This window comes from Litchfieldia alkalitelluris (assembly GCF_002019645.1).
Classification (GTDB): Bacteria; Bacillota; Bacilli; order Bacillales; family Bacillaceae_L; genus Litchfieldia; species Litchfieldia alkalitelluris.
This window is the reverse complement of record NZ_KV917374.1, coordinates 3,225,115-3,250,636: the sequence shown is the minus strand read 5'-3', so window position 1 is coordinate 3,250,636 and position 25,522 is coordinate 3,225,115. Positions and strand designations below refer to the sequence as shown.

General features: G+C 35.0%; 25 protein-coding genes and 1 pseudogene. 21 read left to right on the top strand and 5 right to left on the bottom strand.

The genetic code is table 11. From position 1 onward, the window contains the following. Window positions 1-1,297: 1,297 nt before the first annotated feature. The 7 genes and pseudogenes from BK579_RS15110 to BK579_RS15080 all read left to right on the top strand — a co-directional run bounded on the left by BK579_RS15110 (window position 1,298) and on the right by BK579_RS15080 (window position 8,777). Window positions 1,298-2,251, top strand: a complete 954-nt coding sequence (locus BK579_RS15110; protein ID WP_169891156.1) for an NAD(P)-dependent alcohol dehydrogenase — start codon at window positions 1,298-1,300, stop codon at window positions 2,249-2,251. A 938-nt stretch (window positions 2,252-3,189) separates the two neighbouring features. Further along, window positions 3,190-3,993 (top strand): annotated as a pseudogene (locus BK579_RS15105) (reverse transcriptase domain-containing protein); the annotation flags it as partial. Between the two features lie 547 nt (window positions 3,994-4,540). Further along, window positions 4,541-5,785, top strand: coding sequence for a group II intron reverse transcriptase/maturase (gene ltrA / locus BK579_RS15100; protein WP_078546836.1), 1,245 nt, complete (start codon window positions 4,541-4,543; stop codon window positions 5,783-5,785). 115 nt (window positions 5,786-5,900) lie between these two features. Then, window positions 5,901-6,830, top strand: coding sequence for a hypothetical protein (locus tag BK579_RS15095; RefSeq protein WP_204524724.1), 930 nt, complete (start codon window positions 5,901-5,903; stop codon window positions 6,828-6,830). Window positions 6,831-7,029: 199 nt separating this feature from the next. Further along, window positions 7,030-7,398, top strand: coding sequence for an NUDIX hydrolase (locus tag BK579_RS15090; RefSeq protein WP_078546832.1), 369 nt, complete (start codon window positions 7,030-7,032; stop codon window positions 7,396-7,398). A 156-nt stretch (window positions 7,399-7,554) separates the two neighbouring features. Next, window positions 7,555-8,328, top strand: a complete 774-nt coding sequence (locus BK579_RS15085) for an alpha/beta hydrolase family protein (RefSeq protein ID WP_078546830.1) — start codon at window positions 7,555-7,557, stop codon at window positions 8,326-8,328. A 74-nt stretch (window positions 8,329-8,402) separates the two neighbouring features. Then, complete coding sequence (locus BK579_RS15080) at window positions 8,403-8,777, top strand: VOC family protein (protein WP_078550620.1); 375 nt, start codon at window positions 8,403-8,405, stop codon at window positions 8,775-8,777. Window positions 8,778-9,009: 232 nt separating this feature from the next. Here the strand turns inward: BK579_RS15080 and BK579_RS15075 are convergent, their stop codons facing one another. Beyond that, window positions 9,010-10,239, bottom strand: a complete 1,230-nt coding sequence (locus BK579_RS15075) for a S8 family peptidase (RefSeq protein ID WP_235848440.1) — start codon at window positions 10,237-10,239, stop codon at window positions 9,010-9,012. A gap of 126 nt (window positions 10,240-10,365) precedes the next feature. On the opposite strand from BK579_RS15075, the gene BK579_RS15070 reads away from it, so the two are divergent. After that, window positions 10,366-10,908: a GNAT family N-acetyltransferase gene (locus BK579_RS15070; RefSeq protein ID WP_078546828.1), complete on the top strand. Its 543-nt coding sequence runs from the start codon at window positions 10,366-10,368 to the stop codon at window positions 10,906-10,908. A 138-nt stretch (window positions 10,909-11,046) separates the two neighbouring features. On the opposite strand, the gene BK579_RS15065 is transcribed toward BK579_RS15070, so the two are convergent. Both BK579_RS15065 and BK579_RS15060 read right to left on the bottom strand, forming a co-directional pair. Then, window positions 11,047-11,805 carry a TatD family hydrolase gene (locus BK579_RS15065; RefSeq protein WP_078546826.1) on the bottom strand — a complete coding sequence of 253 codons (759 nt, stop codon included), beginning with the start codon at window positions 11,803-11,805 and terminating at the stop codon, window positions 11,047-11,049. Beyond that, window positions 11,802-12,986: an alanyl-tRNA editing protein gene (locus tag BK579_RS15060; protein WP_078546824.1), complete on the bottom strand. Its 1,185-nt coding sequence runs from the start codon at window positions 12,984-12,986 to the stop codon at window positions 11,802-11,804. Before BK579_RS15060 ends, BK579_RS15065 begins: the two co-directional genes overlap by 4 nt. Window positions 12,987-13,277: 291 nt before the next feature. On the opposite strand from BK579_RS15060, the gene BK579_RS15055 reads away from it, so the two are divergent. From BK579_RS15055 to BK579_RS15010, 11 genes are all read left to right on the top strand, one after another. Next, window positions 13,278-13,991, top strand: a complete 714-nt coding sequence (locus tag BK579_RS15055; protein ID WP_078546823.1) for a phosphoadenylyl-sulfate reductase — start codon at window positions 13,278-13,280, stop codon at window positions 13,989-13,991. A gap of 21 nt (window positions 13,992-14,012) precedes the next feature. Next, window positions 14,013-15,092 (top strand): inorganic phosphate transporter, encoded by a 1,080-nt coding sequence (locus BK579_RS15050; RefSeq protein ID WP_078546821.1) that lies wholly within the window; start codon window positions 14,013-14,015, stop codon window positions 15,090-15,092. A gap of 52 nt (window positions 15,093-15,144) precedes the next feature. Then, complete coding sequence (gene sat, locus BK579_RS15045; protein ID WP_078546819.1) at window positions 15,145-16,296, top strand: sulfate adenylyltransferase; 1,152 nt, start codon at window positions 15,145-15,147, stop codon at window positions 16,294-16,296. A 17-nt stretch (window positions 16,297-16,313) separates the two neighbouring features. Further along, the gene (gene cysC / locus BK579_RS15040) at window positions 16,314-16,913 is read left to right on the top strand and encodes an adenylyl-sulfate kinase (RefSeq protein WP_078546817.1); all 600 of its coding nucleotides are present in this window, start codon (window positions 16,314-16,316) and stop codon (window positions 16,911-16,913) included. Between the two features lie 353 nt (window positions 16,914-17,266). Beyond that, entirely contained in the window at window positions 17,267-18,040 is a 774-nt protein-coding gene (gene cobA / locus BK579_RS15035) for a uroporphyrinogen-III C-methyltransferase (RefSeq protein ID WP_078546815.1), read from the top strand. Continuing rightward, complete coding sequence (locus BK579_RS15030; protein WP_078546813.1) at window positions 18,040-18,825, top strand: sirohydrochlorin chelatase; 786 nt, start codon at window positions 18,040-18,042, stop codon at window positions 18,823-18,825. Before cobA ends, BK579_RS15030 begins: the two co-directional genes overlap by 1 nt. Continuing rightward, complete coding sequence (locus BK579_RS15025; RefSeq protein WP_078546812.1) at window positions 18,806-19,408, top strand: precorrin-2 dehydrogenase/sirohydrochlorin ferrochelatase family protein; 603 nt, start codon at window positions 18,806-18,808, stop codon at window positions 19,406-19,408. Before BK579_RS15030 ends, BK579_RS15025 begins: the two co-directional genes overlap by 20 nt. Before the next feature lie 167 nt (window positions 19,409-19,575). Further along, window positions 19,576-19,824: a hypothetical protein gene (locus BK579_RS15020; RefSeq protein ID WP_078546810.1), complete on the top strand. Its 249-nt coding sequence runs from the start codon at window positions 19,576-19,578 to the stop codon at window positions 19,822-19,824. A 474-nt stretch (window positions 19,825-20,298) separates the two neighbouring features. Beyond that, a complete protein-coding gene (locus tag BK579_RS26755; RefSeq protein ID WP_268876468.1) occupies window positions 20,299-20,427 on the top strand; it encodes a hypothetical protein in 129 nt (42 codons plus the stop codon). A gap of 234 nt (window positions 20,428-20,661) precedes the next feature. Next, the gene (locus tag BK579_RS15015; RefSeq protein ID WP_078546808.1) at window positions 20,662-21,576 is read left to right on the top strand and encodes a hypothetical protein; all 915 of its coding nucleotides are present in this window, start codon (window positions 20,662-20,664) and stop codon (window positions 21,574-21,576) included. A 46-nt stretch (window positions 21,577-21,622) separates the two neighbouring features. Continuing rightward, the gene (locus BK579_RS15010) at window positions 21,623-21,811 is read left to right on the top strand and encodes a hypothetical protein (protein WP_078546806.1); all 189 of its coding nucleotides are present in this window, start codon (window positions 21,623-21,625) and stop codon (window positions 21,809-21,811) included. A gap of 35 nt (window positions 21,812-21,846) precedes the next feature. On the opposite strand, the gene BK579_RS15005 is transcribed toward BK579_RS15010, so the two are convergent. After that, on the bottom strand, window positions 21,847-22,029 hold the full coding sequence (locus BK579_RS15005; RefSeq protein WP_078546804.1) for a hypothetical protein: 183 nt from the start codon (window positions 22,027-22,029) through the stop codon (window positions 21,847-21,849). 372 nt (window positions 22,030-22,401) lie between these two features. Here BK579_RS15005 and BK579_RS15000 point away from each other — a divergent pair, with 372 nt between their 5' ends. Then, window positions 22,402-22,821, top strand: a complete 420-nt coding sequence (locus tag BK579_RS15000; RefSeq protein WP_078546802.1) for a VOC family protein — start codon at window positions 22,402-22,404, stop codon at window positions 22,819-22,821. 200 nt (window positions 22,822-23,021) lie between these two features. On the opposite strand, the gene BK579_RS14995 is transcribed toward BK579_RS15000, so the two are convergent. After that, window positions 23,022-23,441 carry a GNAT family N-acetyltransferase gene (locus BK579_RS14995; RefSeq protein WP_078546800.1) on the bottom strand — a complete coding sequence of 140 codons (420 nt, stop codon included), beginning with the start codon at window positions 23,439-23,441 and terminating at the stop codon, window positions 23,022-23,024. Window positions 23,442-23,552: 111 nt separating this feature from the next. Here BK579_RS14995 and pdxR point away from each other — a divergent pair, with 111 nt between their 5' ends. Beyond that, window positions 23,553-24,956: a MocR-like pyridoxine biosynthesis transcription factor PdxR gene (pdxR, locus tag BK579_RS14990; RefSeq protein ID WP_078546798.1), complete on the top strand. Its 1,404-nt coding sequence runs from the start codon at window positions 23,553-23,555 to the stop codon at window positions 24,954-24,956. Window positions 24,957-25,522 lie beyond the last annotated feature (566 nt).

Here is a 25,522-nt window from a genome sequence, read left to right as displayed (position 1 = left end):
GTAAGCACTCCTTACAAACTGACGGCAGGCAATGTTAAAATTTATTATTCTAGTAATCTGTAAACAGTTTGCTTATTAATAGTGATTTTCTTATCTGCCGTTATTTTCTCAAACCTGTGCATATAGTCTCTATACGGACTATACTGCTATAAATATTATATAAAAGATAGGTGTTTAATTGCAATTTTGGTATTACTTACCACTAAGGATAAGATCGTGGATTAAGGATGGTAGCAGGTACGTGATAAGATAGTGAGTATGAGGGTGAATGGTGGAATCCCTTATGTTACGGTGAAGATTTCACTTAAAGAAGTAGATTGCGATGGTCCAGAAGCTGCGATGCTTTATGCTGGCAATGGAAAGATTACGGTTTGGTAGTTAATAGTTATTCTACAACTATTGGTGCATTTCTTTAAGACGGAGAAGTGCTTTGTTTGTGAAAGTTATTAAGTTAGCAATTAACGTTATTGTTATAGAATATTGAAAGAAGGATTGCTTAAGAAGGAATTTGAATGTGGATATCGAATAAATAAACAATGGATTAATATTCCAATTCTTAGTTAAACAACAAGTTACCTGTATTGTTCTATATAAAGAGGAAACATATATGACTGTTATTGTTGATTTAGAACATGATAATATCCAAGTTCAAGGAGCAAAAGTTAGTAAGCAGTAAGATGAATTATGAAATAACTAAAGATTTTGTGTTACCAAAAAAGTTTTGAAGTAAACACACTATAAAAGGTGAATTTGTTGTTTGGCATATTGTTGATTATGAGACTTTGGCAAGGGAGAAAGTTCAAGATTTGACTAATGAACATAAACAATTGTCGCCCTGGGGAACCTGGAATGATACCTTACTAAAGGAAAGAATGGAACAAGGATGGGTTTTAGACGAATGGTCTTAGATATTCAGCTAACGGGTTGCGTATCTTAAAGAAGGATTTCGCACCTTTTTTATTGAAGTATAGCAGCAGTTTAGCTTAAGAGGCAATTAATATAAAAGTATCTCGACAGAGGAGAAAATGTGCCGTAACGGATTATCTTGCGTTAGCGATCAATTCTGTCTGCAGCTTTAATCTTTGAAAATAAAGACTCTAAGGAGAAAATATTTGTTTTAATGTTATATTTTATTTTTCTGATGGTTGTTCTGTGCGTTAGCTATCTTGAACTAATAGAGTAGGTTTAAAAAATTTTTTATTAAAGAGTCCGAATATTTAGAAATACACCATATAATAAGGGAAAGAGTTTATATTAAATAAACGCCTTAAAATAGAATTATTATGGAGGTATGCAGGTGAGAGCAGCAATTTATAGTAACTACGGTCCCCCTGAAGTTATGAGTATAAAGGATATTGAAAAACCATCCATCAAGGAACAAGACAGGGTGTTGATTCGTGTTCACAGTGCATCTGTCAATACTATGGACTATTTGTACCGAAAGGGTTATTTACCAACAAGGTTGGATAATGGACTAACAAAACCCAAAAATCCCGTACTAGGCATAGATGTTGCGGGTACTATTGAGGCTGTCGGTGAAAATGTTCGCAAATTTAAGGTGGGTGACCACGTTTTTGGGAGTTGCTTCGGCTCCCATTCTGAATATGTCTCTCCACGTGAGAATTTCCTATGTCATATGCCGAAAAACATAACTTTTGAAGATGCTGCTGCTATTCCATGTGCTGCTCAAACTGCGTTACAAGCTTTGCGAGATGTAGCTCAGGTAAAGCAAGGACAAAGAGTCTTAATATATGGAGCATCTGGAGGAGTAGGGCATTTTGCTGTTCAACTTGCAAATTACTATGGAGCTGAAGTAACTGCCGTTTGTAGTACCTCCAATTTAGATTGGGTTAAGGATCTTGGGGCTCATTATGTCCTTGATTATACTAAGGAAGATTTCACTGATCATAGAAATAAATACGATGTTATTCTGGATGCTGTTGGTAAGCGGACCTTTTTCAGTTGCTTACGTTCTTTAACCGAGAAAGGTGTTTATATTACTGAACACTTATTTTTCCCTAAATACCATCCGTTTCAAGTGATGATAGGATCATTTTTAGGTAGAAAAAAGGCAAAGATTCATTTTACAAAACCAAATCATGGAGACTTGGCTTTTTCATGTAGTCTTGTGGAACAAGAAAAGTTAAAACCTGTTATTGAAAAATGTTATCCCTTGGAACAGATTGTAGAGGCTCACCAGCACATTGAAAGTGGGCGTACAAAGGGAAAGATTGTTCTAAGAGTCACATAGATAATAGATGAATTGATGGAGTGAATTCCATTTAAACAAACAGTGCATTTTTATTGATTGTGAAAAAATGCACTTAAACTATCGGTGAGCGAGTGTTCAATAAGAGTATTCGCTTTTTGACTATTGAGCAGGTTACTTGTGCGAAATGTTCCTAGCTTAAATGGAGGATGGTTACATCACTCTGGTAAAGGTTAGGCAGTTCCTTATGGAACTGAAGGGTTATATCGAAGAATCAAATGATAGGGTAACGCCTTGAAGGGTTCTCTCTTAGTCCATTAGCACTTGATTTAGCAAGAATGATAGTGTTAAGAGCTCGGTGAACAGGCGTGAGAATTTACCGTAACAGTGTAATATTAACTGTCGAAAGCCTACCCGAAGGGGTGGTGTAAATCATGATGCTTGAGTTGAATGAATATGGTGAGTATGCGAAGAAACCTAAAAGAAAAGGTTAAGCTGACAAACTTCTGGATGTACGGGTCTATACCTGCAATACATAGAAATGTGTATATCACCAAATTGTGATGTTAGATGTGGGTAAGTAAAAATAACTAATATGAACACCCATGATACGTTACAGGCGTATGAATGCTAACAGGCTTACAGGAAGCACCTAATTTCATTCTATAATAGATATAACTCAACGTTGTAAGCTGATAACGGGGAGGACTTGCACAACAACTACTATCATTGTTATTTTCCTTCCCAACGATTCATTGGAAAAACTTGCCTTTATATCAGTGAAAGTGGTGGCACAGTACCAATGAAATGTCTAACCTACATGGAGGGATAGCCACTAGACTAATAAAGATTTATTCAACCAAGTAAGGCAGTTCTTTATCGATTAATAAGGTTCTCGTGAGACTAATAGAGGTTTAACTCCGAAAGGGGTCACCAACTTATTGAAACGGAAGAAACTGAGACACAGTGAGTATTATAGTATGCAAAATTGTTTGGATTCACTATATGCTCAAAGTGTCAGTGGTCATCACTTCTATGACTTAACAGAATTAATGTGTTCTGAAGATAATATACGACTTGCCTACCGAAACATCAAAAGAAACACAGGTAGCAAAACTGCGGGAACAGATAAATTAACTATTAACGATATCTTACATTTAACAGTGGAAGATGTAATAGCGAAGGTTCAATCCATGTTCAAAAGGTACAAACCACAAACAGTAAGGCGTGTCTTCATCCCAAAAGGGAAAGGGAGAACCAGACCTTTGGGAATTCCGACGGTTTGGGATAGAATCTTTCAACAATGCATACTTCAAATCTTAGAGCCAATTTGTGAAGCAAAATTCCATAAACATAGTTATGGATTTAGACCGAACCGCAGCACTCATCACGCTAAAGCTAGACTTGAATTCCTTATCAATCAAACTGGGCTCCATCATTGTGTTGATGTGGATATTAAAGGTTTCTTTGATAATGTGAATCATGGCAAACTTCTTAAACAAATGTGGTCATTAGGAATAAGGGATAAATCACTTCTTTCTATTATATCTAAGCTATTAAAAGCAGAGATTGAAGGAGAGGGTATTCCTACAAAAGGTACTCCGCAAGGAGGAATCCTATCACCTTTACTTTCAAATATTGTATTGAATGAATTGGATTGGTGGTTAAGTGACCAATGGGAAACGTTCGAGAGCAGATATACATACTCCTTTATTGGTAGTAAATATCAGCAATTGAAGAAAACGGCTTTAAAAGAGTGCTTCATCGTCCGTTATGCGGACGATTGTGTGCCACGAAAGCAACCAAAGTGTGCGTAAGCACACAAGGAAGCTGTGCTGCACTCAAGATGAGAGTAGGCCTCTCGCAATCGCTATACAGGTAGAGATTGCAAACCACCTTATGGTGCTGTAGTCAAAAGCTATGGTATTGAGCGTTAAGGAAAAGGCAGAACAAGATTCTGTCAGGTATATATTAAGGAGACGAAAACCATTGAACCGCTGAAGAAGTATCGAAAGCGTAGGGATGTCATCAAAACTGAGGGGGAGTCGTTAACTCAGGATAAGTTCGGAGGAAACCTGTTTACTGTCCGTTCGGTGACCGGTATAAAGGCGGCGTGAACTTAATATAGGCTTGGGTGTGGAACGTGGGAACCTACGACATGGATGTTAAGGGAGAAATTCAAGTGGAAGCCCCACAAGAATCAGAGTACCAATGCCATGTATAGGGGCGGAATAACTCGTAGTAGCTATGAAACCTCCTAACGGAGGTGGAGCAAAGGGGTTATGTTATTCAGTTTTTATGAGCAAGTCAACCAACTATTGGGAGGAACTTATGAATAAAACAAAGCCATTTGCGATATCTAAAAAGGCTGTTTATGATGCCTTTCTTAGAGTGAAAACAAACAAAGGGTCAGCTGGAATTGATGATGAGTCAATAGAAGAGTTTGAAATGAACCTAAAAGATAATCTCTATAAAATATGGAACAAAATGTCCTCAGGTTGTTACTTCCCACCAGCTGTAAAAGCGGTAGAGATACCGAAGAAAACTGGAGGTACCAGAACACTAGGAATACCGACTGTTTCAGACAGAATTGCCCAAATGGTTGTGAAACTATATTTTGAACCCTTGGTGGAACCTTTCTTTCACGAGGACTCGTATGGTTATAGACCTAATAAGGATGCAATTCAAGCAGTAGAGATAACACGTAAAAGGTGTTGGAAGTATGACTGGGTTCTAGAATTCGATATCAAAGGATTATTTGACAATATTGATCATGAATTATTAATGAGAGCAGTAGAAAAGCACACAGATATCAAATGGGTAAAGTTATATATTACAAGATGGCTAAAGGCACCTTTTCAAGCGAAGGAAGGTATCTTAGAACGTACTTCGGGCACACCGCAAGGTGGTGTCATAAGCCCTGTTCTAGCCAATCTCTTTCTACATTACACATTTGATAAATGGATGATAATTAACCATCCTAACAATCCATTTGCGAGATTTGCGGATGATGCAGTCATACACTGCAAATCTGAAAGTGAAGCACTGGAATTGCTAGACTCCTTAAATAAGAGGATGAATGAATGCAAACTTGAACTACATCCCACCAAAACACGAATTGTGTATTGTAAAGATGACGATAGAGAAGAAGATTATGAAAATATCTCATTTGACTTTCTTGGGTACATGTTCAAGCCAAGGCGTTCAAAGAATAGATGGGGAAAGTATTTCATCAACTTTACACCTGCGATTAGTAATAAATCTAAGAAAGCAATTCGGCAAAAAGTGAGGGGTTGGAAGCTACAGTTGAAGGCTGAAAAAGCTCTTACGGACCTTTCCGAGATGTTTAACTCAAAGATAATAGGCTGGATTAATTACTATGGCAAGTTCTATAAATCTGAAATGTATTCAACATTGAGGCACATCAATAAAGCCTTAATCATGTGGGTACGAAAGAAATATAAGAAGCTGTCTCGGCATAAGAAAAGAGCTGAACACCTTTTAGGAAGAATTGCAAAACAAAATCCAAAGCTTTTCAAACACTGGGAATTAGGTATCAAACCTACGGCTGAATAATGGGAGCCGGATGAGCTGAGAGGTTCACGTCCGGTTCTGTGAGGGACTACTGGGGAGGTTCCAGTGGTCTACTTGCCTTAAGGTAATGTGCAGAACTAGGTCACAGGCAATAAAAATGAATTACGCATTGAGAGATTTCTTGAGAAAAAGACTTCATTTGGAAACAAGCGAAGAGAAATCGAGGGTAATAAATTTAAAGAAAAACTCTTCCGAGTTTCTTGGATTCTCAATAAAAGCTGTTAGGAAAGGAAAAACAAGATTTGGTTATGTAGCAAGGTCCGATATGTCGAAGAAGGCTAAAGAAAATGCCTTTCAAAAGATTAAGGAAGCTATAAAAGTAGTCAAAAGAAAACCTTGCATCCAGACTGTTTGGAATTTCAATACTGTCGTGATGGGAATCCAAAACTATTACTCTTTCGCAACTAACATTACTATTAATCTGAATGAGTTAAACGCTCATCTCCGCAAAGCATTATATAATCAATTAAAGAACATTAGAACCGAGGCAAGTTTTCATGATATGACTAAAACTTTACAGAAAAGGTACAAGGGTTACAAGGCTAGGCTATTTAAGGTAAAACAAATGGTATTTGTTCCTATACATGCCCAACGGTGGAAAACCCCACTGTGTTTCTCACAAACGATTTGTAACTTTACTGCCGAAGGTAGAGCTAAAATACACAATAGCCTGAAAGCTATTGATAAAACAACGCTTTCCTACATCATGAGAAACTACATTCCAAATAGATCTATTGAATACAATGATAACAGGATTAGTAAGTTTATCGCCCAATATGGAAAATGTGCCATATTAGGTGAAGAGTTAGGGATTCATGAATGGCATTGCCATCATATAAACCCCTATTACCTTTCGAGAGATGATAACTATTCAAATCTGATTATTGTTCATAAAATAATACATCAATTGATACATCTTAAAGACGAAATTAAAATAGAAAATCTTTTACAATCCTTGAAGCTTAATAGCAAGCAGAGAGAAAAAGTAAATAAACTACGATTAAAGTGTCAAAATGAAATAATCTAACATTGGAAATACAGCACTCGTCTGCTTTAATACATAGAAAGAATAAATTGGTTTAGTTGGAACGCCGTATGCGGTGAAAGTCGCACGTACTGGTGTGAACAGGGGGAAAAGGGGACGATAATTTCAAACCCTTACCTATCTGTATGCATAAGCAGGAAGGTATATTTAATTAAATAAAAGGATTAGGGAGAGAGAGTTTATGATTTCACAAGCAATAATTATAAAGGATAATAAGTTATTAATGGTGAAACAGTATGTGCAAAGAGGGGATATTGTTTGGAATTTTCCAGGTGGGGGAATTGAACGCAATGAAACTCCTGAACAGGCTTGTATAAGAGAAGTGAAGGAAGAAACAGGCTTTAATGTTCAAATCACCAAACTTTTATATGAGAATGAAAAAAAATACTCCTTCCTAGCTGAGATCATCGGTGGAAGTCTAAAATTAGATAAAAATTTGGTTGGAAATGAAGATTTAGTAGAAGTTAAATGGATAAGTTTACTTGATACTGAGAAATTCGATAATTATACAAAGCCAATTTTAGATATTTACAAAAGTGATGTTAATTAAGCTAACGGGGGCGATTGCTGAACAAGAAGCAGTCGCTTTTTTACTAAGACAGGACAGTTAAATAAGCAAAATGACAGTAGCCACTCTTCTATAAAGGAAGTGTGGCTATATTTATCGAATTAAACAATTAACACAATATTATTAAGGAGAGTATAAATGAAAAATGAATTTAAGATTTACTATGGGGAACATGAATCTCAATTTGGTGTATTACGAGTGCCTGAGAATTTAGAATCATGTCCAGTGATAGTTTTAATTCACGGGGGATTTTGGCAAGCAAGATATAACTTAGAAGAAAATAATCCAATTGCTGAAGATTTGACCAAGAGAGGTTTTGCAACATGGAATATTGAGTATAGGAGAGTTGGTGAAGATGGAGGAGGGTGGACTGGAACATTTAATGATGGTATTAGTGCTATTAATTATCTTTACAGGATAAAGGAATCTTTTCCTCTAGATATATCAAATGTTACTGTAATAGGTCACTCAGCAGGTGGACATTTAGCACTTTGGTTAGGCTCAAGAATCCAAGCTAGTAGTAAGGACAATGGAGCATTTAATGAGCTTACTGTTGCTTTTCAGAAAGTTATCAGTTTAGCTGGTGTTACGGACTTGGTGAAGATGTGGAAAATCCACGATCAAAAGGGAATGAGGAGTCATGTAGCTAATCTACTAGGCGGAACGCCAGATGAAGTTAATGAACGTTACAAACTGACTTCCCCAGCAGAATTAGTGCCAATAAAAGTAGAACAAGTATTAATACATGGAGAGTCAGACCGCCACGTACCAGTAGATTTAAGTAGGGATTATTACAATTATGCTAAAGAAAAGGGAGAAAACGTAAAGCTTGTTATCCTACCTGACATAGAGCATTTTAAAATTATAAAACCAACTTCTCCAGCATGGACCTCTGTTCTGGATGTACTATAGTGTATATGGGGCAATAGCTGAACAGGGAACTATCGTTGCGGGAAGCTCCTATTATGGTTAAAGGAAAGGTAAATATGAGTAAATCATTCATTGAACAAGTACATTATATTAGAATTCCTGTAAAAGATTTAGAACAGTCTGCCGGGTGGTATAGAGATATATTAGGGTTACAGTTATTAAGCATTACTGATGATCCATTTGCGATTATTAAAGTAAATGAGGGACCATTTTTACTTATCTTAGTTCCTACCGACGATGAAACATTTTCACATTTTACAATTAATAATGCATCAGCTTTTAGTATCGGCTTTACAAGCCCAGAATTACCTGAATTTCATCAACACCTAATTAATAATCAAGTTAAGGTGGAGGATATACAAGAAGATAATGGTCACTCCTTTTTCCACTTTTATGATCCAAATGGTAATAAACTTCAAGTACACTGGTAAGATTATATAGATTTCCTTATATCATTAACGAGTTAGTTGAAGGAGAAGGACATAACATATTAGTCATTTAAAATATGTTATGTCCTTTAATTTAATGATTTATCTTTTTTTAGATTAGGTCTTGATAATGATACAAATTTCGTATGCTATTTATCTTTTTTTGTTCTCTTAAACTGAAATACTTACAAGAATACTAGGTACTCTTATTTGTATTAATTAATTTAGTTGACTTTTAGTAACGAACCGCACGATTAGAATTAATTTTTCCATATCTGAAGAAAGAACCTGTTCCACTAATCTTATCTGTAGTCTGTTGAATTGCTTGGCGAATTTGTGAGTTACTTCTTCCTTGACCAGCTAGTAATGCTGCTAGGCCGGCTACATGAGGGGAAGCCATTGATGTCCCAGACATATATGAATATCCTCGATTTGGAACTGTTGAAGCAATGTCCACACCAGGCGCTGTAACATCTACCCAAGTACCATAGTTAGAGAAAGAAGCACGACGATTATAACGGTCAATTGCCCCAACTGCGATGACATTTGCATATGATGCTGGTTCAAAAGTTGTGCTTACACCACTGTTACCAGCAGCTGCGATAAGAACAGACCCTTTGTTCCATGCGTAATTAACAGCACTTTCAAGTGTTGTAGATGCACAATCGCAACCAAGTGATAGATTGATAACTTCAGCACCATAATCTGCCGCATAACGAATCCCGTTAGCAATATTAGCTAGAGAACCACTACCATTAGCATCAAGTACCCTTACAGCCAGAATTCTTGTGTTTGGTGCCATTCCAGCAACCCCAGTTGAATTGTTAGTAGCTGCAGCGGCAGTTCCAGCAACATGTGTGCCATGACCATTTAAATCCATTGGAGTGTAATCACGATCAACAAAGTCATAACCACGGATGGTTTTAGTTGCTAAATCTGGATGATTATAATCGACACCACTATCTAGGACTGCTATCTCCTGACTGCTACTTCCTCTAGCTATATCCCACGCATAGTTTGTAGATGTATTTTGAGGTCCATATTGGTATCCAGAATAATAAGTATCATTAGGTGTCCAAGTGGCGCTTAAAATATAATTAGGTTCAGCATATTCAACATTTGGATTTTTATTAAGTGCCTTCACAACCGCTTCTACATTCCCTACTTTTAAAACTTTAAATGGAGATTTTCCTTCAGCGCTATCTGAGAGGATTTCACCCCCAAAAGTTTCGACTGTTTTGTTTTGCTTCGCTATGCTGACACTGTCCTTGAATTTGACTATAACTTCCCCTTTAACATATTTATCCTTTTCGACCTTCGCTGTGACTTGCTTTGACTCTTGTAAAGGTCCTTTTGCTGAAGCTTCACCAAAAAATGGAAAGGCCGTTAAAGAAATGGAGGTTGGGAAAACTGTAGGGAATTTGGTATGTAATAAAGTAGAGGAAATATCATTTTCCCAATACACACTAGTCGATTTATATTGTAGAAATCATTAGAAAAGAAGTAATATAGTTATAATTAAATTGGGAATTGAACTAATAATTACTAACCTAAAAATATTTAAACCATATCTTCACCTAGGAGGATTAAAGTGGTTATCGAATTAAGTGATATAACAATTCGTCCATTACTAAAAAAAGATAGTTTAGTATTATCCAATTGGTTATCAGATCCTGCGGTACTAAGATATTATGAAGGTAGAGATAACCCATTTGATGTAAACAAGGTGATTAAGAAATTTTTCAACCGGGACAATGGGGTAGTTGGCAATATTATTATTCATAAAGGGATTGAAATCGGATATATCCAATATTATAGAATTAACGAAACCACGAGTAAATTAACTGGTTACCATCCAGAAGAAAGAATCTACGGGATGGATCAATTTATCGGGAATACGAATTATTGGAATAAAGGAATTGGTACATTAGTAGTTAGTCAGATGGTAAAGTATTTAATAACAAATAAATCCGCCGACAGAATTTTAATGGAACCACAAATGCAAAACGTAAGAGCGATAAAGTGTTATGAAAAATGTGGGTTTAAAAAAGTACGTATATTACCCGAACATGAATTACATGAAGGGAAGTATCGTGATTGTTGGTTGATAGAATATAAAGTGAATAGAGAGTGAAGTATAGCGAATGAAATACTGAAACTAAGTAATAACAAAGTAACATAATTTTAAATTAAAAAGAGGTTTGATAGAAAAATGATGAAGTGGTAATTATTCATCGATTGTGCCTACCAAACCTTTTTTACTGTCTATTGTTTAAATTTTAAAGAGCTTACATGCATTTTTGCTCGTTTCTAAGATAATTGTCTCTTTAGTTTCCCTTTTTATCTCAGCAATGATTGGAAGCATTTCATTTAGAAAAACTGGAGAGGTATCTCTATCTTTAAAAGGACCATTAAAGGACCAAGGTCCATCCGTTTCTAAAAGTAACTGACTTAATGGAACTTGAGATAACAATGTTTGGTCACGTTCTCTGTAAACAACCTCTGGTGTAACCGAAACAAAATATCCTTCATCAATAATCATCTTTAAAATAGGAGCCTTACATTTTAACCAATGAAAATGTGCGGATGTAATTTGATTCTTTTTAAGTAAATCTAACACGATCTCAGCGTGTTCATGGACCGCGTGTAAAATTAGTGGTAGGCCTCTATCTTTCGATACAATAACCATTCTTGTTAAAAAGTCGATATATTCTTCGATTCGGTCTGCTTGTTTTTCAATTGTATAATAAGGTAGTCCTACCTCTCCAATTGCAGAGATAAGGTTCTGTTCCTTCTTTAAAAGCTGTTGCCATTCAAGTATATCGTGCTCAATTGGAAGAGGCTGCTCAGGGTGAAAGCCAATCGCAGCCGTTATATAATTTGGATAACGAATTTTCAACTCAAGCGTCTTATAGCTTGAAGCTAAATCAGTAGAGACAGCTACAATATGGGATATACCTTGGTTCATCCAATGTTGTATTTGTTGATCAATATCTTGGTATTGATCTAGATGAATGTGTGCATCTATCATTGATTAACAGCTGCCATTTTCTCAATAACAGCACTTTCTGTAAATTTTGCGAACTGTTCTAAATCCTGAATATCATCAAAACTAGCTTGGGAGCTTAAGGCATTCCCTCCGCCTTTACCATGATATTGTTTTAGATGCTCTTTAAAAAATTGGCCACAATGAAAGTCGATCAACCCATCATGTGAGAGCAAAAGTTTCTTATCAAGAAGTGATTGAAAAACAACCACTCTGCTTACAAAATGCCTTGAAAGACTTTGTAAGTCTTTAAGAGAACGGTCAGTAAATGAAAGGCTTATTACTTTTTCAGGATGCTCAGCTAGCAATTGTTGTACTAAAAACTGATTATTTTTTTCTTTTACTTCCTCTAATTCTTTTTGTAAGTTTCTATGTTCAAGCTCTAATTTTTTTAGGTTTGACAAAACTGCTTCTCTATTGCTACTAAGATGGTGAGAAATATCGTTTAGTATTGTTGAAGTTTGACGATAATCCTCTAAGGCGCGATATCCACATTTAAAATGTACTCGAGTATTTCCCTTAACTTTTTCGGTTTTGACAATTTTTATTAATCCAAGTTGTCCAGTGTGAATTACATGTGTTCCACAACATGCAGAAACATCAATTCCTTTTATCTCAACAATCCTAATATCTTCTGTAACACTTGGTGTTTTTCTTAATTGTAAACTCGATAATTCATCCTTTTGTACAAAATAGGTTTTAATTTCAATGTCATCATATATGTATTGATTTACCTTTTGTTCGACTTCTAAAATTTGCTGATCAGTGATTTCCTTCGTATTGATATCAATCGTTACTGTATCCGTACCGAGATGGAAGCTAACTGTTTCAATATCAAAAAGCTCAATAAGAACGGCTGAAAGTAAGTGCTGACCTGTATGCTGTTGAGTGTGATCAAAACGTCTATGATCATCAATTTTACACGTAACACGATTGATAGAAGGCTTTGTTAGCACCTTATGATATATTCGGTGATCTTTTTCAATCACATCAATCACATTAATATGATCAATAAACCCTTGATCAGCAGGTTGTCCACCACCTTCAGGGTAAAAAGCTGTTTCCTTCAGTGTGACTAAATAGTAATCATCCTCTTGGGTTATATGTGTAATACTTGTTTCCCATTCACTACACTTTGGTTGTGTGTAATATAACTTCTCAGTCATATAATTCTCCTTCATCAAGTTAGATTTTTATTAATTTTATTGTAAAGTGATACAAGTTTTTTAGCAAAAAAATTTTCTTATTTTTATATCCGGACTATTCCGATGAAAATGGTTGACTTTTAAAGTCGATATGGTAAAATTTAAAAATCAATACGAATTATTTAAATTGCAAGAAAGATTAATTTTGCATTTTAATAGGACTCTAGAGTGTTAGACTCGTAATCTTTTGGAAATTTGGATAAAGAGAAAAGGCTGTTTAATACAGTATTGAAATGAGAGGAGAGGTTTTTCTTGAGTCAATTACTTACTTATGAAAACTTTAATGAAACTGAAAAAAATGAATTTGATATAGAAAATGATACAAAAGGTGCCCTTGATGTACTGAATTGGGCATATAGCCATTATCAAGATGAAATCGTCTATGCTTGTAGCTTTGGAATCGAAGGAATAGTGATGATTGATTTATTATCAAAAGTAACAGACAAAGCACGCATCGTATTCCTTGATACAGGTGTACATTTTGATGAAACATATGAGCTTATTGAAAAAGTAAAAAAGAGATATCCTCATTTAACGATTGAAATGAAGAAACCAGAACTCACATTAGAACAGCAAGCTGAACAGCATGGTGAAGAGCTTTGGAAATCAAATCCCAACCTGTGTTGTAATATAAGAAAAATAACACCATTAAATGATGTTCTTTCTGGTGTAACGGCTTGGATTTCAGGGTTGCGTAGAGAGCAATCAGAAACAAGAAAAAATACAGAATTTTTAAATTTGGATAATCGTTTCAAGTCTATAAAGGTATGTCCACTAATCCATTGGACGTGGAAAGATATTTGGAGATATGCTCATAAGCATCAACTTGACTACAATACATTGCATGATAATGGGTACCCAAGTATTGGTTGTAGTACCTGTACAAAGCCGGTATTTAATGCTGATGACTTACGATCAGGTCGCTGGACAGGAACGAATAAAGTTGAATGTGGACTACACACATAAAATTAAAAAGAGGTAAAAATAATGACATTAACAATAGCCGCTTGCATAATTGCTTTGTTTTTCGCTATGAATATCGGTGCTAGTGGCGCAGCAGCTTCTATAAGCATAGCTTATGGGTCAGGGGCGATCGCAAAGCGAAGAAATGCACTGATTATATGTGCAATCGCGATTTTCCTTGGTGCTTTTATTGGGGGAAGTGAAGTAGTTAAAACAATTGGATCTGAAATCGTTCCACAGTCATTATTATCTGTGAAGGTTGTTTTAATTATTTTAGTCTCTGCTACATTATCGTTATTCATTGCAAATTTATTGGGAATCCCTTTATCCACAAGTGAAATAACAGTTGGCGCTGTTATTGGAGTTGGGATCGCATTACAAGCACTTTATCTACAGAAAATCTTAATTATCGTTAGCTTTTGGATTATCGTTCCGGTCGTAGGATTTACGATTGCCTTAATTCTAGGTAAAGTCATACAAAGGCTGGAACAAAAATATCCTCAAATAAAATCAGCAAAATACAAGCCAATTATTGCGGCTTTTGTTATCGTTATTGGTTTCCTTGAGGCATTTTCAGCTGGAATGAATAATGTTGCCAATGCGGTTGGTCCGCTAGTTGGAGCAGGCATTATTGATATAGGACCTGGTATTCTCTTTGGAGGGTTTTTTATCGCTCTTGGTGCACTATTCCTTGGTGGAAGAGTCTTACAAACAAATGCTAAGAAAATAACAAGCATTTCATTGTTAGAGGGTGGAGCTATATCAGGTACCGGAGCAGTCTTAGTAATCATTGCTTCAATTTTCGGATTACCAGTGCCCCTTACACAAGTTACAAGCTCGGCTATCATCGGAATAGGTATGGCTAAAAATGGAATGGACATTTGGAAAAAACAAGTAATTGTTAAGATTTTAAAAGTATGGGTTGTATCCCCAATCTTCTCGATGGTGATTTCATATGGTTTAGTCAAGTTGTTCATTGATGAAGATTTCTATACATTGTTTATTTTACTAGGTGTTTGCGCAGCTACATTGGGTACTTTAAGTTTAATTAAAACCATTCGTGAAGACCAAAGACAATACCAAGAAAATGGTGGGGGAATTTAATCACAATTCCAACTAAAAAGATATGAATACTAAAATTAGGAGGCATTTTATTATGACTTTAAGCACACCACATGGAGGAAAACTGATTAACCGTTATAATCCTTCAGTAAATATTGAACATATCGAGAAAGAAATTGAAATTGATACAATTGCACTAAGTGATCTAGACTTAATTGGAAATGGTGCATATAGCCCGATAGAAGGATTTTTAAGTCAAGCAGACTATGAATCTGTTGTTGAAAACATGCGTTTAGCAAGTGGTTCAGTGTGGAGTATTCCAATTACATTACCAGTTAGTGAAGATGTAAGTAACGACTTCACAGTAGGCGAAACGGCTAAATTAGTAAAAGATGGAGTTACTTATGGAATGATTGAAATTACGGATATCTTTACTCCTGATAAACAAAAAGAAGCTAAAAATGTTTACGGGACAACAGATGTTGCACATCCTGGTGTAAATAAAATGCTTGAACGTGGTTCTGTTTATGTTGGTGGACCAATTACATTAATTAGTAGAATTAAGCGTGATAAATTTGAAAGCTTTTACCTCGACCCTACAGAAACAAGAGAAGTCTTTAAATCAAAGGGCTGGAATACTGTTGTAGGTTTTCAAACAAGAAATCCTGTTCATCGTGCTCATGAATATATTCAAAAAACTGCACTTGAAACAGTAGATGGTCTATTTTTAAATCCACTAGTTGGTGAAACAAAGTCTGATGACATTTCAGCAGAAGTCCGTATGGAAAGTTACCAAGTGTTATTGAAGAACTATTACCCTGAAGATCGTGTATATTTAGCAGTGTTTCCTGCTGCAATGAGATACGCAGGGCCGAGAGAAGCTATTTTCCATGCAATGGTTCGTAAAAATTATGGTTGTACACATTTCATCGTTGGGCGTGATCATGCTGGTGTTGGTGATTATTATGGAACGTATGATGCACAACTTATATTTGGTAACTTTACTGCAGATGAGCTAGGTATTTCGCTATTATTCTTTGAGCATAGTTTCTATTGCAAGAAGTGCGAAGGCATGGCTTCAACAAAAACATGTCCACATAGTAAAGAAGATCATATGATTTTATCTGGAACAAAGGTAAGAGAAATGCTTCGTAGCGGGGAAATCCCACCAAGTACATTCAGCCGAAAAGAAGTTGTAGAGGTTCTAATTACCGGCTTGAAGAGAGAAACTGTAGGAGTTAACTAAAGGGGCGTATTATAGACATGAGTAAGAATGAAAACATTGTTTGGCATCAAGCATCCTTAACTAAAGAGGACCGTAGAAATCTTAATAATCATCAAAGCTTCGTATTATGGTTTACGGGATTATCTGGATCAGGAAAATCAACAGTAGCAAATGCCGTTGCTAGTAAACTCCATGAATTATCTGCTCGGACGTATGTTCTGGATGGTGATAATATCCGTCATGGTTTGAACAAAGATTTAGGTTTCTCTGACAACGATCGAAAAGAAAATATCCGTAGAATTGGTGAAGTTTCAAAATTATTTGTTGATAGCGGGCAAGTGGTCCTTACGGCATTTATTTCACCTTTCCAGGAAGACCGTGCACTTGTTCGTGGGTTATTAGATGAAAGTGAATTCATCGAGGTATTTGTAAAGTGCCCAATTGAAGAATGTGAGGTTCGTGATCCAAAAGGACTTTATGTAAAAGCACGTCAAGGAATTATTCCTGAATTTACTGGAATTAGTTCCCCGTATGAGGAGCCAACACAACCTGAAGTAACAATCGAAACTAACAAATTTTCAATTGAGGAATGTGTAGAACAGGTTATCTCCTACTTAAAAGAAAAGGAATTAGTCTGACAAAGATTGTGATATTTCTTACTTTTGAAACAAATTTTTGTGATATTATAGATAACAAATGAGGCATCTGGGAGCTTTATCCCGTTGTTTCATTTGTTTTTTAATATATAATTTCCAGATTCCTTATTTATAAAGGTTATTTTCTAATAAGATTGATCTTAATCGGCTAATTGTAGAGTTAAAATAGGTTATAGTATAGGTAAAAGGTATGCGGTTTGGGAATAGATAGATTCCACTCTGCCTGAATTGCAATAATCATTTTGCATGAACGTTAAAAGGGACAAGTTTTACGAGAGTCACCTTTTATAAAAGATAATTAATACATAGAATTTTCTAGGGAGAGGTGGATATTCATGGGTAAAGCATACCTTGTTGGAGCAGGTCCTGGTGATCCAGAACTAATTACGTTAAAGGGAATGAAGTGTATCCAACTCGCTGACGTGATTTTATATGATCGATTAGTAAATAAGGAGCTATTAAGTTATGCGAAAGAGGGATCTGAGCTTGTCTTTTGTGGGAAATCACCTGAGTGTCATACATTACAACAAGAAAGAATAAATGAGTTGCTTGTTGAATATGTGAAACAGGGTAAAATTGTTACGCGGTTAAAAGGTGGAGACCCTTTTGTCTTCGGTCGAGGGGCTGAAGAAGCGGAGGTACTTTACCAGAATAAATTGCAGTTTGAGATTGTTCCAGGAATTACCTCTGCAATTGCTGCGGCAGCGTATGCTGGAATTCCAGTTACTCACCGAGAGTTAAGTTCTTCTTTTGCCTTCGTTGCAGGTCATCGTAAAAATTTCGAAGAAGATGTGATTAAATGGGAATCGTTAGCCAAGGGTGTAGATACGATTGCTATATACATGGGTGTCAAAAATCTTCCTTTTATTCAAAAAAAGTTAGTTGACTATGGTAAGCCATCCAGTACACCTGTTGCCGTTATAAACTGGGGAACAACAACTCATCAAAGAACAGTTATCGGCACACTCGATAATATTAGTGATGTAGTGAAAAGGGAAAAAATTGAAAATCCATGTATGATTATTGTTGGTGAAGTAGTAAAAATGCGCAATCATATTAAATGGTTTGAGGAACTTAAGCCGGTAGGATCAAGTGAGGGTGAAAACTAATGGAAGCTTTGTTATATATATGTCATGGAAGTAGAATACCAAAGGCTAGTGAAGAGGCTAAGGCTTTTATAGAAAAATGTATGGAAAAACTTTATGCTACATTTCCATTACAGGAAGCTTGTTTTCTTGAACTAGCCGAACCAAGTATTGAAGAAGCCTTTAGTCGATGTGTGGAAAAGGGTGCAACGAAAATTTCAGCTCTCCCCATATTGTTGCTTACAGCAGGACATGCTAAATCGGACATTCCCGAGGAACTAATTAAGATGAAACAGAAATACCCTCAAGTAACAATTCAGTATGGAAGACCAATAGGTGTTCATCCTCAAATGATTGATATTGTAAGTGAAAGAATACAGGATACAGGTGTAGCGGTAACTGAGGACTCATCGATTTTATTAGTCGGTCGAGGGGCTAGTGATCCTGAAGTTCAGCGAGATTTTTCGGAGCTTGCAAGGCTCTTATCAACAAAAATGCAAACCCAGGTTGAAACATGTTACTTAGCAGCATGTGAACCAAGTTTTGAAGAAGGTTTAATAAGGGCGCAGCAAAGCTCAAAAAAGCGGATTTTTGTAGTTCCCTATCTGTTGTTTACAGGTATTCTGATGAAAACGATGGAGAAGAAGATTAAAGAGATTAACAAAGATAATAGTAAAGAATTTATACTTTGTAACTACCTTGGTTATCATCAAATACTTGAAGAAGTTATTGTTACAAGAATGCTTGAAGTTACAGATAATGATTTACACTTTAGTAAGGAGATTTTAGATGTTACCCATCATGCTTGAAATAGAAGGGAAACCTTGTGTAGTCATTGGTGGTGGAAAGATAGCCCTTCGAAAGGTCAAATTGCTTCTTGATGCAAAAGCCGAAGTCACAGTAGTGAGTCCAGTTGTTTGCGAGGAGATAAAACAGCTTTCACTGGAAAATCAAGTTGATGTTCTTGAGAGAGAAGTAGAAAAAACTGACTATCTGGATAAGTTTCTAACAATTGCAGCGACGGATTCAATAGAACTTAATAAGAAAATTGCTGCAAATATACCTAATAACCAGTTAATCAATGTTGTAAACAAACATGAGTTGGGAAATTTTCATATACCAGCCTCATTTGCAAGAGGTAAGCTTAATATAAGTATATCAACTTCAGGAGCAAGTCCACATTTGGCAAAAAAAATTAAACAAGATCTTATGAAAAAGTATGATGAATCTTATGAAGAGTACCTAGAATTCCTCTTTAATAGTAGGGAGTTAATAAAGCTAAATGTACAAAGCCTACAAAAACGAAGTTTACTTTTAGAGGAATTATTAGCGCTAGAGTATAGAGATTCAGAATCGGCAAGGAACCAATTTATAAAAAAGATCACCCCGTAAAACAATGAAATAATTGTTCACGGGGTTTTTGTTGATCATAAAAATATTATGTTAACTAAAAAACGGTTTGGTTTAAAGTTACCCATAATAATATTATGTAAACTGATAAAAACTTTTCATAAAGAGATACTAAACTTAAATTAGTAAAGAAAGAGTGGTTTGGTTAAATGGAAAATATAATTCAGGGTGAAATTGTTGATAATCAGTACATTTTAAAACAAGTTAAGCAATTATCAACACAAAGTGTAATGAAAAAACAACAAATTAAGCAGTTATCAGATTATCTAGCAAAATCTATTCATCATGATGACCAGCATTTGATTACCATTAATGATCAATTGCCTATTAGGTTAAATAATGATGAAGTTAACCAATTATTGAATGAATTAGAAATGATTGAACGAAGCTTGCATTAATTAAAACAAAGCTACCCGCTAGTTGGTGCTTTTGGTGTTTGTATCTTTATTGAATAAATTAATCAACTTCGGATCTTTTTCCATATATTTAAAAAGCACCTGACTGAATTTAGTTATAAGCAGTAAATATAGCTATCATAGGAATACTTGTAATAACAGCAATAAAATATACTTGTACGCACAAGTTTTAACTGAGTTTCTATTTAGAATAACTTGTGATTCTAAAGGTATTGTTTTAGGTATAAAGTCCTATTCGTCTGTGAAGTTGTTATTATTTTTCGATAATATTGTGAAATTACATCATGATTCATTATTTGTATAAAATATATTGATATAAGAACATGTTGGCTAGTATTTTTTATTCCGAATTAATTATTTGTTTTTACATAGCTATTACTCTGACTCTTCTGCTTATTTTGATGAGCAAATAACGAACTCTGTAACCTTTATAGCTTGATAGGAGGTGATAAAACAATGAAAACAAAGCAAAAGTTTTTAGAGGGAGCAAAAGTTACAGATGATAATCAGATTTATGGAACTCCAAATAGTAAGGCTAAAAATGGTACTGGTGATTCACCAAATGACAATGTTCGTAAAAAATAATATAAAACAGTTCAAAACAGCCATTTTGGCTGTTTTTTTATGCAATGAGTAGTTAGACTGTTGTTGGTTGTTTGTAAGAAGCGAAAGTTATTTTGTACAAACTGTATGAAAAACTTTGGCTATTGTCATATTTAAAAAGTACAAAGAGTCACTTTTCTGTAGAATATTTTGTCGAAAATAACTAAAATGAAGATATAATTAGTCTTAAGTAGTACATAAATGGAGGAGAAACTATTGGCTAATATGGGGGGAACAGAAGGGAAGCAACATCCTATTAGAAGAGATTGGTTGAAAATTTTGATCATAGTTATTTATTCAGTTGGATTTGCAGCTATTTTAGGGATGTTTATTAAAGATTTAATATCACTTCCGCAAACCAATCATTCGACTACGATTCAACAAACAAAACAGCCGAGTAATACTGAGCAGCAGACCGCAAACATAGCTCACAATAAAGCTACTCTGACGACACTTGTGGTTGAACCTATCGTAACAAACCCTATTATTTTAAGTATTGTTAAGCATATCTTTTATTTGCTTGTTTGGATTTTTTTATTTTTATTATTTCCGGTTGCCTTCACTAGGCTTAAGAGATTGAAGTTTTTTAACTTTGAGTTTGAGGTAGAAAAACAAGGAGATAATCTTATTAACGTGTTGAATGTCACCACACAAAAAATCTATTTTCTTTCTAAGTGGTCTAGAGAGGAATATGCGAACGGATATGCTGAAATGGCAAAGAACTTTGATACCATTGAAGAAGGAATAGAGTTGGTGCTCAAGTCTCTATGCGAGCATTATCTGGAGACCTGGGATTATGTAGTTGATTACAAAGTGTATACTGGCGAAGGCTTTAAAAGAGATTATAAGATTCCAATGATTGTAAAGAATGCGTATGAATTGGCACAAAAAAGAATGGAAGGTATTCCAATCAACAAAGAAAACAAAGATCATATTTACATAAAAAACTACTTATTAACGGTTGTTGAATATGAGGGAAGAGACTATGCTGTTGCTTTATCAAGTTTTGATTTAGAGTTTGATGAATATGATGCGATTTTAATATCAGGATTAGTTTCATTGGCCTTACAGTATTATGAGAGAACCGAAATGCTTGAACTATTAGAATTAATAGTGGTAGAGGAAGCTTGAAGAATTAGTTGATAGAGAGTAAAATAGATGTAAAGAGGTGATTATTATGCCGAAGAAAAACAAGGTCACAATTACCGTTGAAGATGAGAATTCAGCATCGGTCAAAGCTATAAAGAAATACCGTAATAAAGCTAAAAACATTTTAAGTGGAAACGCTGTAACAGGCAGTAATCGCAGCTCCAATATTAAAATTACCAATAACAGCATTATCACAAAAAAAGTGGTTCATTCATAAGTAAAGAAGGGTAAATTCTTTGATGAATTTTGCCCTTATTTTTTAATATCATAATAATTTGATATTACTTGCTGTACCCTGTTATTATTGCCAAACCAGTTACTTGCTTTGGTGATTTTAGTAAAGTGCCAAGGCACAACCTTTAAGTTCATAGATTTTTCGGGATTTAAAATATCTTTTGCCTTCGAGACTAACCTTTTTTTACGTTCGATTTCCATTTCCTAACCACCCTCACAAAGATTGCCATGATCTTTATTCCGTAACGTTTAATATGTGTGTGATATTATAATTTATACATATTTCATAAGTATTAATTTAGAAATGAATGTATGACTAAAAAGAAGTTTGTAAAACTATATCAAACTGTCTTAAAGATATCTGTTTAGGATTATGTATTGTGGTCTTTACATAAAAAAGCCAAAGAAAAATTATAAGGGTTATATTTTGGATTAAGGACTAATCCTGAAGGGGGATCTTACTATAGATGTGACTACTGATGCTCATTTTTAAAGTGAAAAGATATTTGGTGGATGAATACTATAACTATTTCTGTTTTCCAAAAAGTTTAGTAGCAACAAGGAGGAATTGTTTTGAAATCTGTTCTAGATCACGTTGGAATTGCTGTTAGAAGTATAGACGATGCTCTGCCATTCTATATTAATGTCTTAAATGGTGTATTAGAAGACCGTTATACCAGTGATATACCTGGTGTTGAGGTACATGTTGCGATTGTCAGAACCGACGATAAAATAGTTGAATTACTGGAGCCTACGAACAAAAACTCACCAATTGCCCGATTTATCAAGCAAAAAGGCAAAGGGGTGCACCATATTGCCTATAAAGTTGATGACTTAGACAAAGCGATCCTTGATGCAAGGAATAATGGAATAAGGTTTCTAGAGGATACCTTTCGGATTAACGCACGTGGAAGAAGGCTTATATATATAAACCCTATATCCACGGATGGAACGTTGATTGAACTTTGTGACTATCCAAATATTAAAGAATAAAGATGAATGTATTTCTTTTCGGAAATTATAACTGAACCTTATAAACTACTGCATATTGTAGAAAAAAAGAAGAAATAATAATTACTTTTCATACACTGCATATAATCGCCCTATCAATTAAGATAGGGCGATTTTTGTTTGCGTGATATATCAAAGAATACAGACATCATTGTAGCCTAACTTAAATCTAGTTGGTTAAATTATATTTTTCTTAGAATTCGAAACCCATTATCAATACGTTCAAAACCAATTCGTGGGTAATAATTCATCGCAGTAGGAGATGACAATAGAAGAAGTGTAACCTCGTCGCTAATATTTTCTTTAACCAATGTAACTAACTCTTTCCCAATTCCTTGTTTCTGATATTCCTTATTTACAGCCAAATCAGATAAGTAACAGCAATAGCTGAAATCTGTAATCGCTCTTGCTATTCCAATCAACTTTTCCCCATCCCAAGCACTGATTAAAATGTCAGCATTCTCAATCATTCGTTTCAATCGTAATAGGTCCTCCGAAGGTCTCTTTACTCCAGATTCTTTAAATACATTTGATAATTCTGTTGGGGTAATAGATGAGTTCACCCTGAAGATAATCTGATCTTTTGATGCGAAAGTATTCATTTATGAAGCATCTCCTTTCATTTATACAGTGATTTTATGTTATTACTGATATGAGTAAAAGGGTCAGTTATAATATAATTAACAATGCCAGTTTTGAATTGGAGGATAGAAATGATTGAGATTACGTTTAACTTGGATTATACATGTCAAGAGCCATTATATATTCAACTCTATAAATATATTAAACAGGAAATACTATCCGGAAGAATGGAGCCAGGAGCAAGGTTACCGTCGAAGAGAAAGCTTTCTCTCCATCTAGAGGTAAGTCAAAACACGATAGAAACGGCTTATGAACAGTTACAAGCAGAGGGATATGTTGAAAGTTTTCCTAGAAAAGGAGTTTATGTAAAAGAAGTAGATAAAGATGTGATTTCTACCACAAACCATGAACCAAGTAGCAACTATATTGAAAGAGCAGACAATGATGATTATGAGATTGATTTTAGTCATGGAAAAATCGCATTAGATTTTTTTCCATTCTCAATATGGAGAAAGTTAACGGTTCAAAGCCTCTTTGAAGATCAGAGTTCAATGTTTTTAAATGGTGAGAGACAAGGAGAGTTATTGCTCAGACAGGAAATTGCTAAGTACTTATATCAGTCAAGAGGTGTAAGATGTTCTCCAAGTCAAATTATCATTGGAGCTGGAACACAGTACTTAATTAGTTTATTAACGATGATTATTGGAAGAGATGCCGTCTTTTCTATGGAAGAGCCGGGGTTTCATAGAACTAGAGAGGCTCTTAAGGACCAAGGGGTCAAAGTAAATCCAGTAACACTTGATGATGAAGGACTCTGCATCCAAGAACTAGAAAAAAGTACGGCAAACATTACTTATGTTACACCTTCACATCAATTTCCAATGGGGATAATTATGCCGATCACCCGAAGGATGGAATTGCTTAAATGGGCTGACAACGATGGAAGATACATTATTGAAGATGATTATGATGGGGAATTTAGGTATAAAGGAAAACCAATTCCTTCATTACAGGGTTTAGATAACAGAGAGAAGGTAATTTATCTAGGTACATTTTCAAAATCACTCATTCCTTCCATACGATTAAGTTATATGGTTTTACCTCCTAAACTATTAAGTATATATCATCAACATTTTTCCATCTATAAGCAGACAGTATCTCGTTTACATCAGCATACCTTATGGTTATTTATGAAAAATGGACACTGGGAAAGACACTTAAATAAAATGCGAACAGTTTACCGTAGAAAACAACAAACGTTAGTTGATGCTATTGAACATCACTTTGGTAAAAATGCAGCAATTATTGGTGGTGATTCAGGATTACACTTATTATTAAGTGTGCAAAATCAAATGAGCGAAAAAGAATTGATTGAGAGCGCAATGGATAAAAAGGTTAAGGTTTATCCTACCTCGGTTTATTATGAAAATTATGACGCCGCTAGACAACAATCCATTGTATTACTTGGTTTCGGAGGGGTAACAGAGCAAGAAATACATAAAGGTGTTCAATTGCTTAGAGAAGCGTGGTTATAAGGTGTTACCGTTGTCGGTAACAGCCTTTATATTTATAAAAGTATAACAGGTCAATTCTCATGTTTTATTACTCAGGTTACGGCGATGTTAAGCACCCTGATGTTTTTTACACCCGATGAAGTCTAGGGAAATCAAAGGAATCATTAGTAATAACTTCAGACTAAAACTCTAAGAATCTGTGTGACTATCGTCTTAGTGTCAGGAATAAAGAATGATAAATAATAAAAAGGGAACTAAAACTTATGTCTCATGGAAATTTTTGCCGAAGTAATAAAATTTTTTTTTTTGAAAAGCAAAAGAAACCAAAAACCCTTAAATGATAAGGGTTTTTAGTTTGCAAGAATGTGTAATAGACGGATTATCTAACAGGCGGTAATATAGATAACCATATTGAACGATGATTCACCTACACATTTAACAAGATTATGGTAACTGGTACAAAAGTAATTGTTTTTTTTATAATTTTGTATCCGTTTGCATTTTGAATGTTTAATGTGAATCTTGTTCAATATCATAAATTCAATCAATAAGGAGGGATATTTTTAGACTAGAAGGTTTGATTTGTA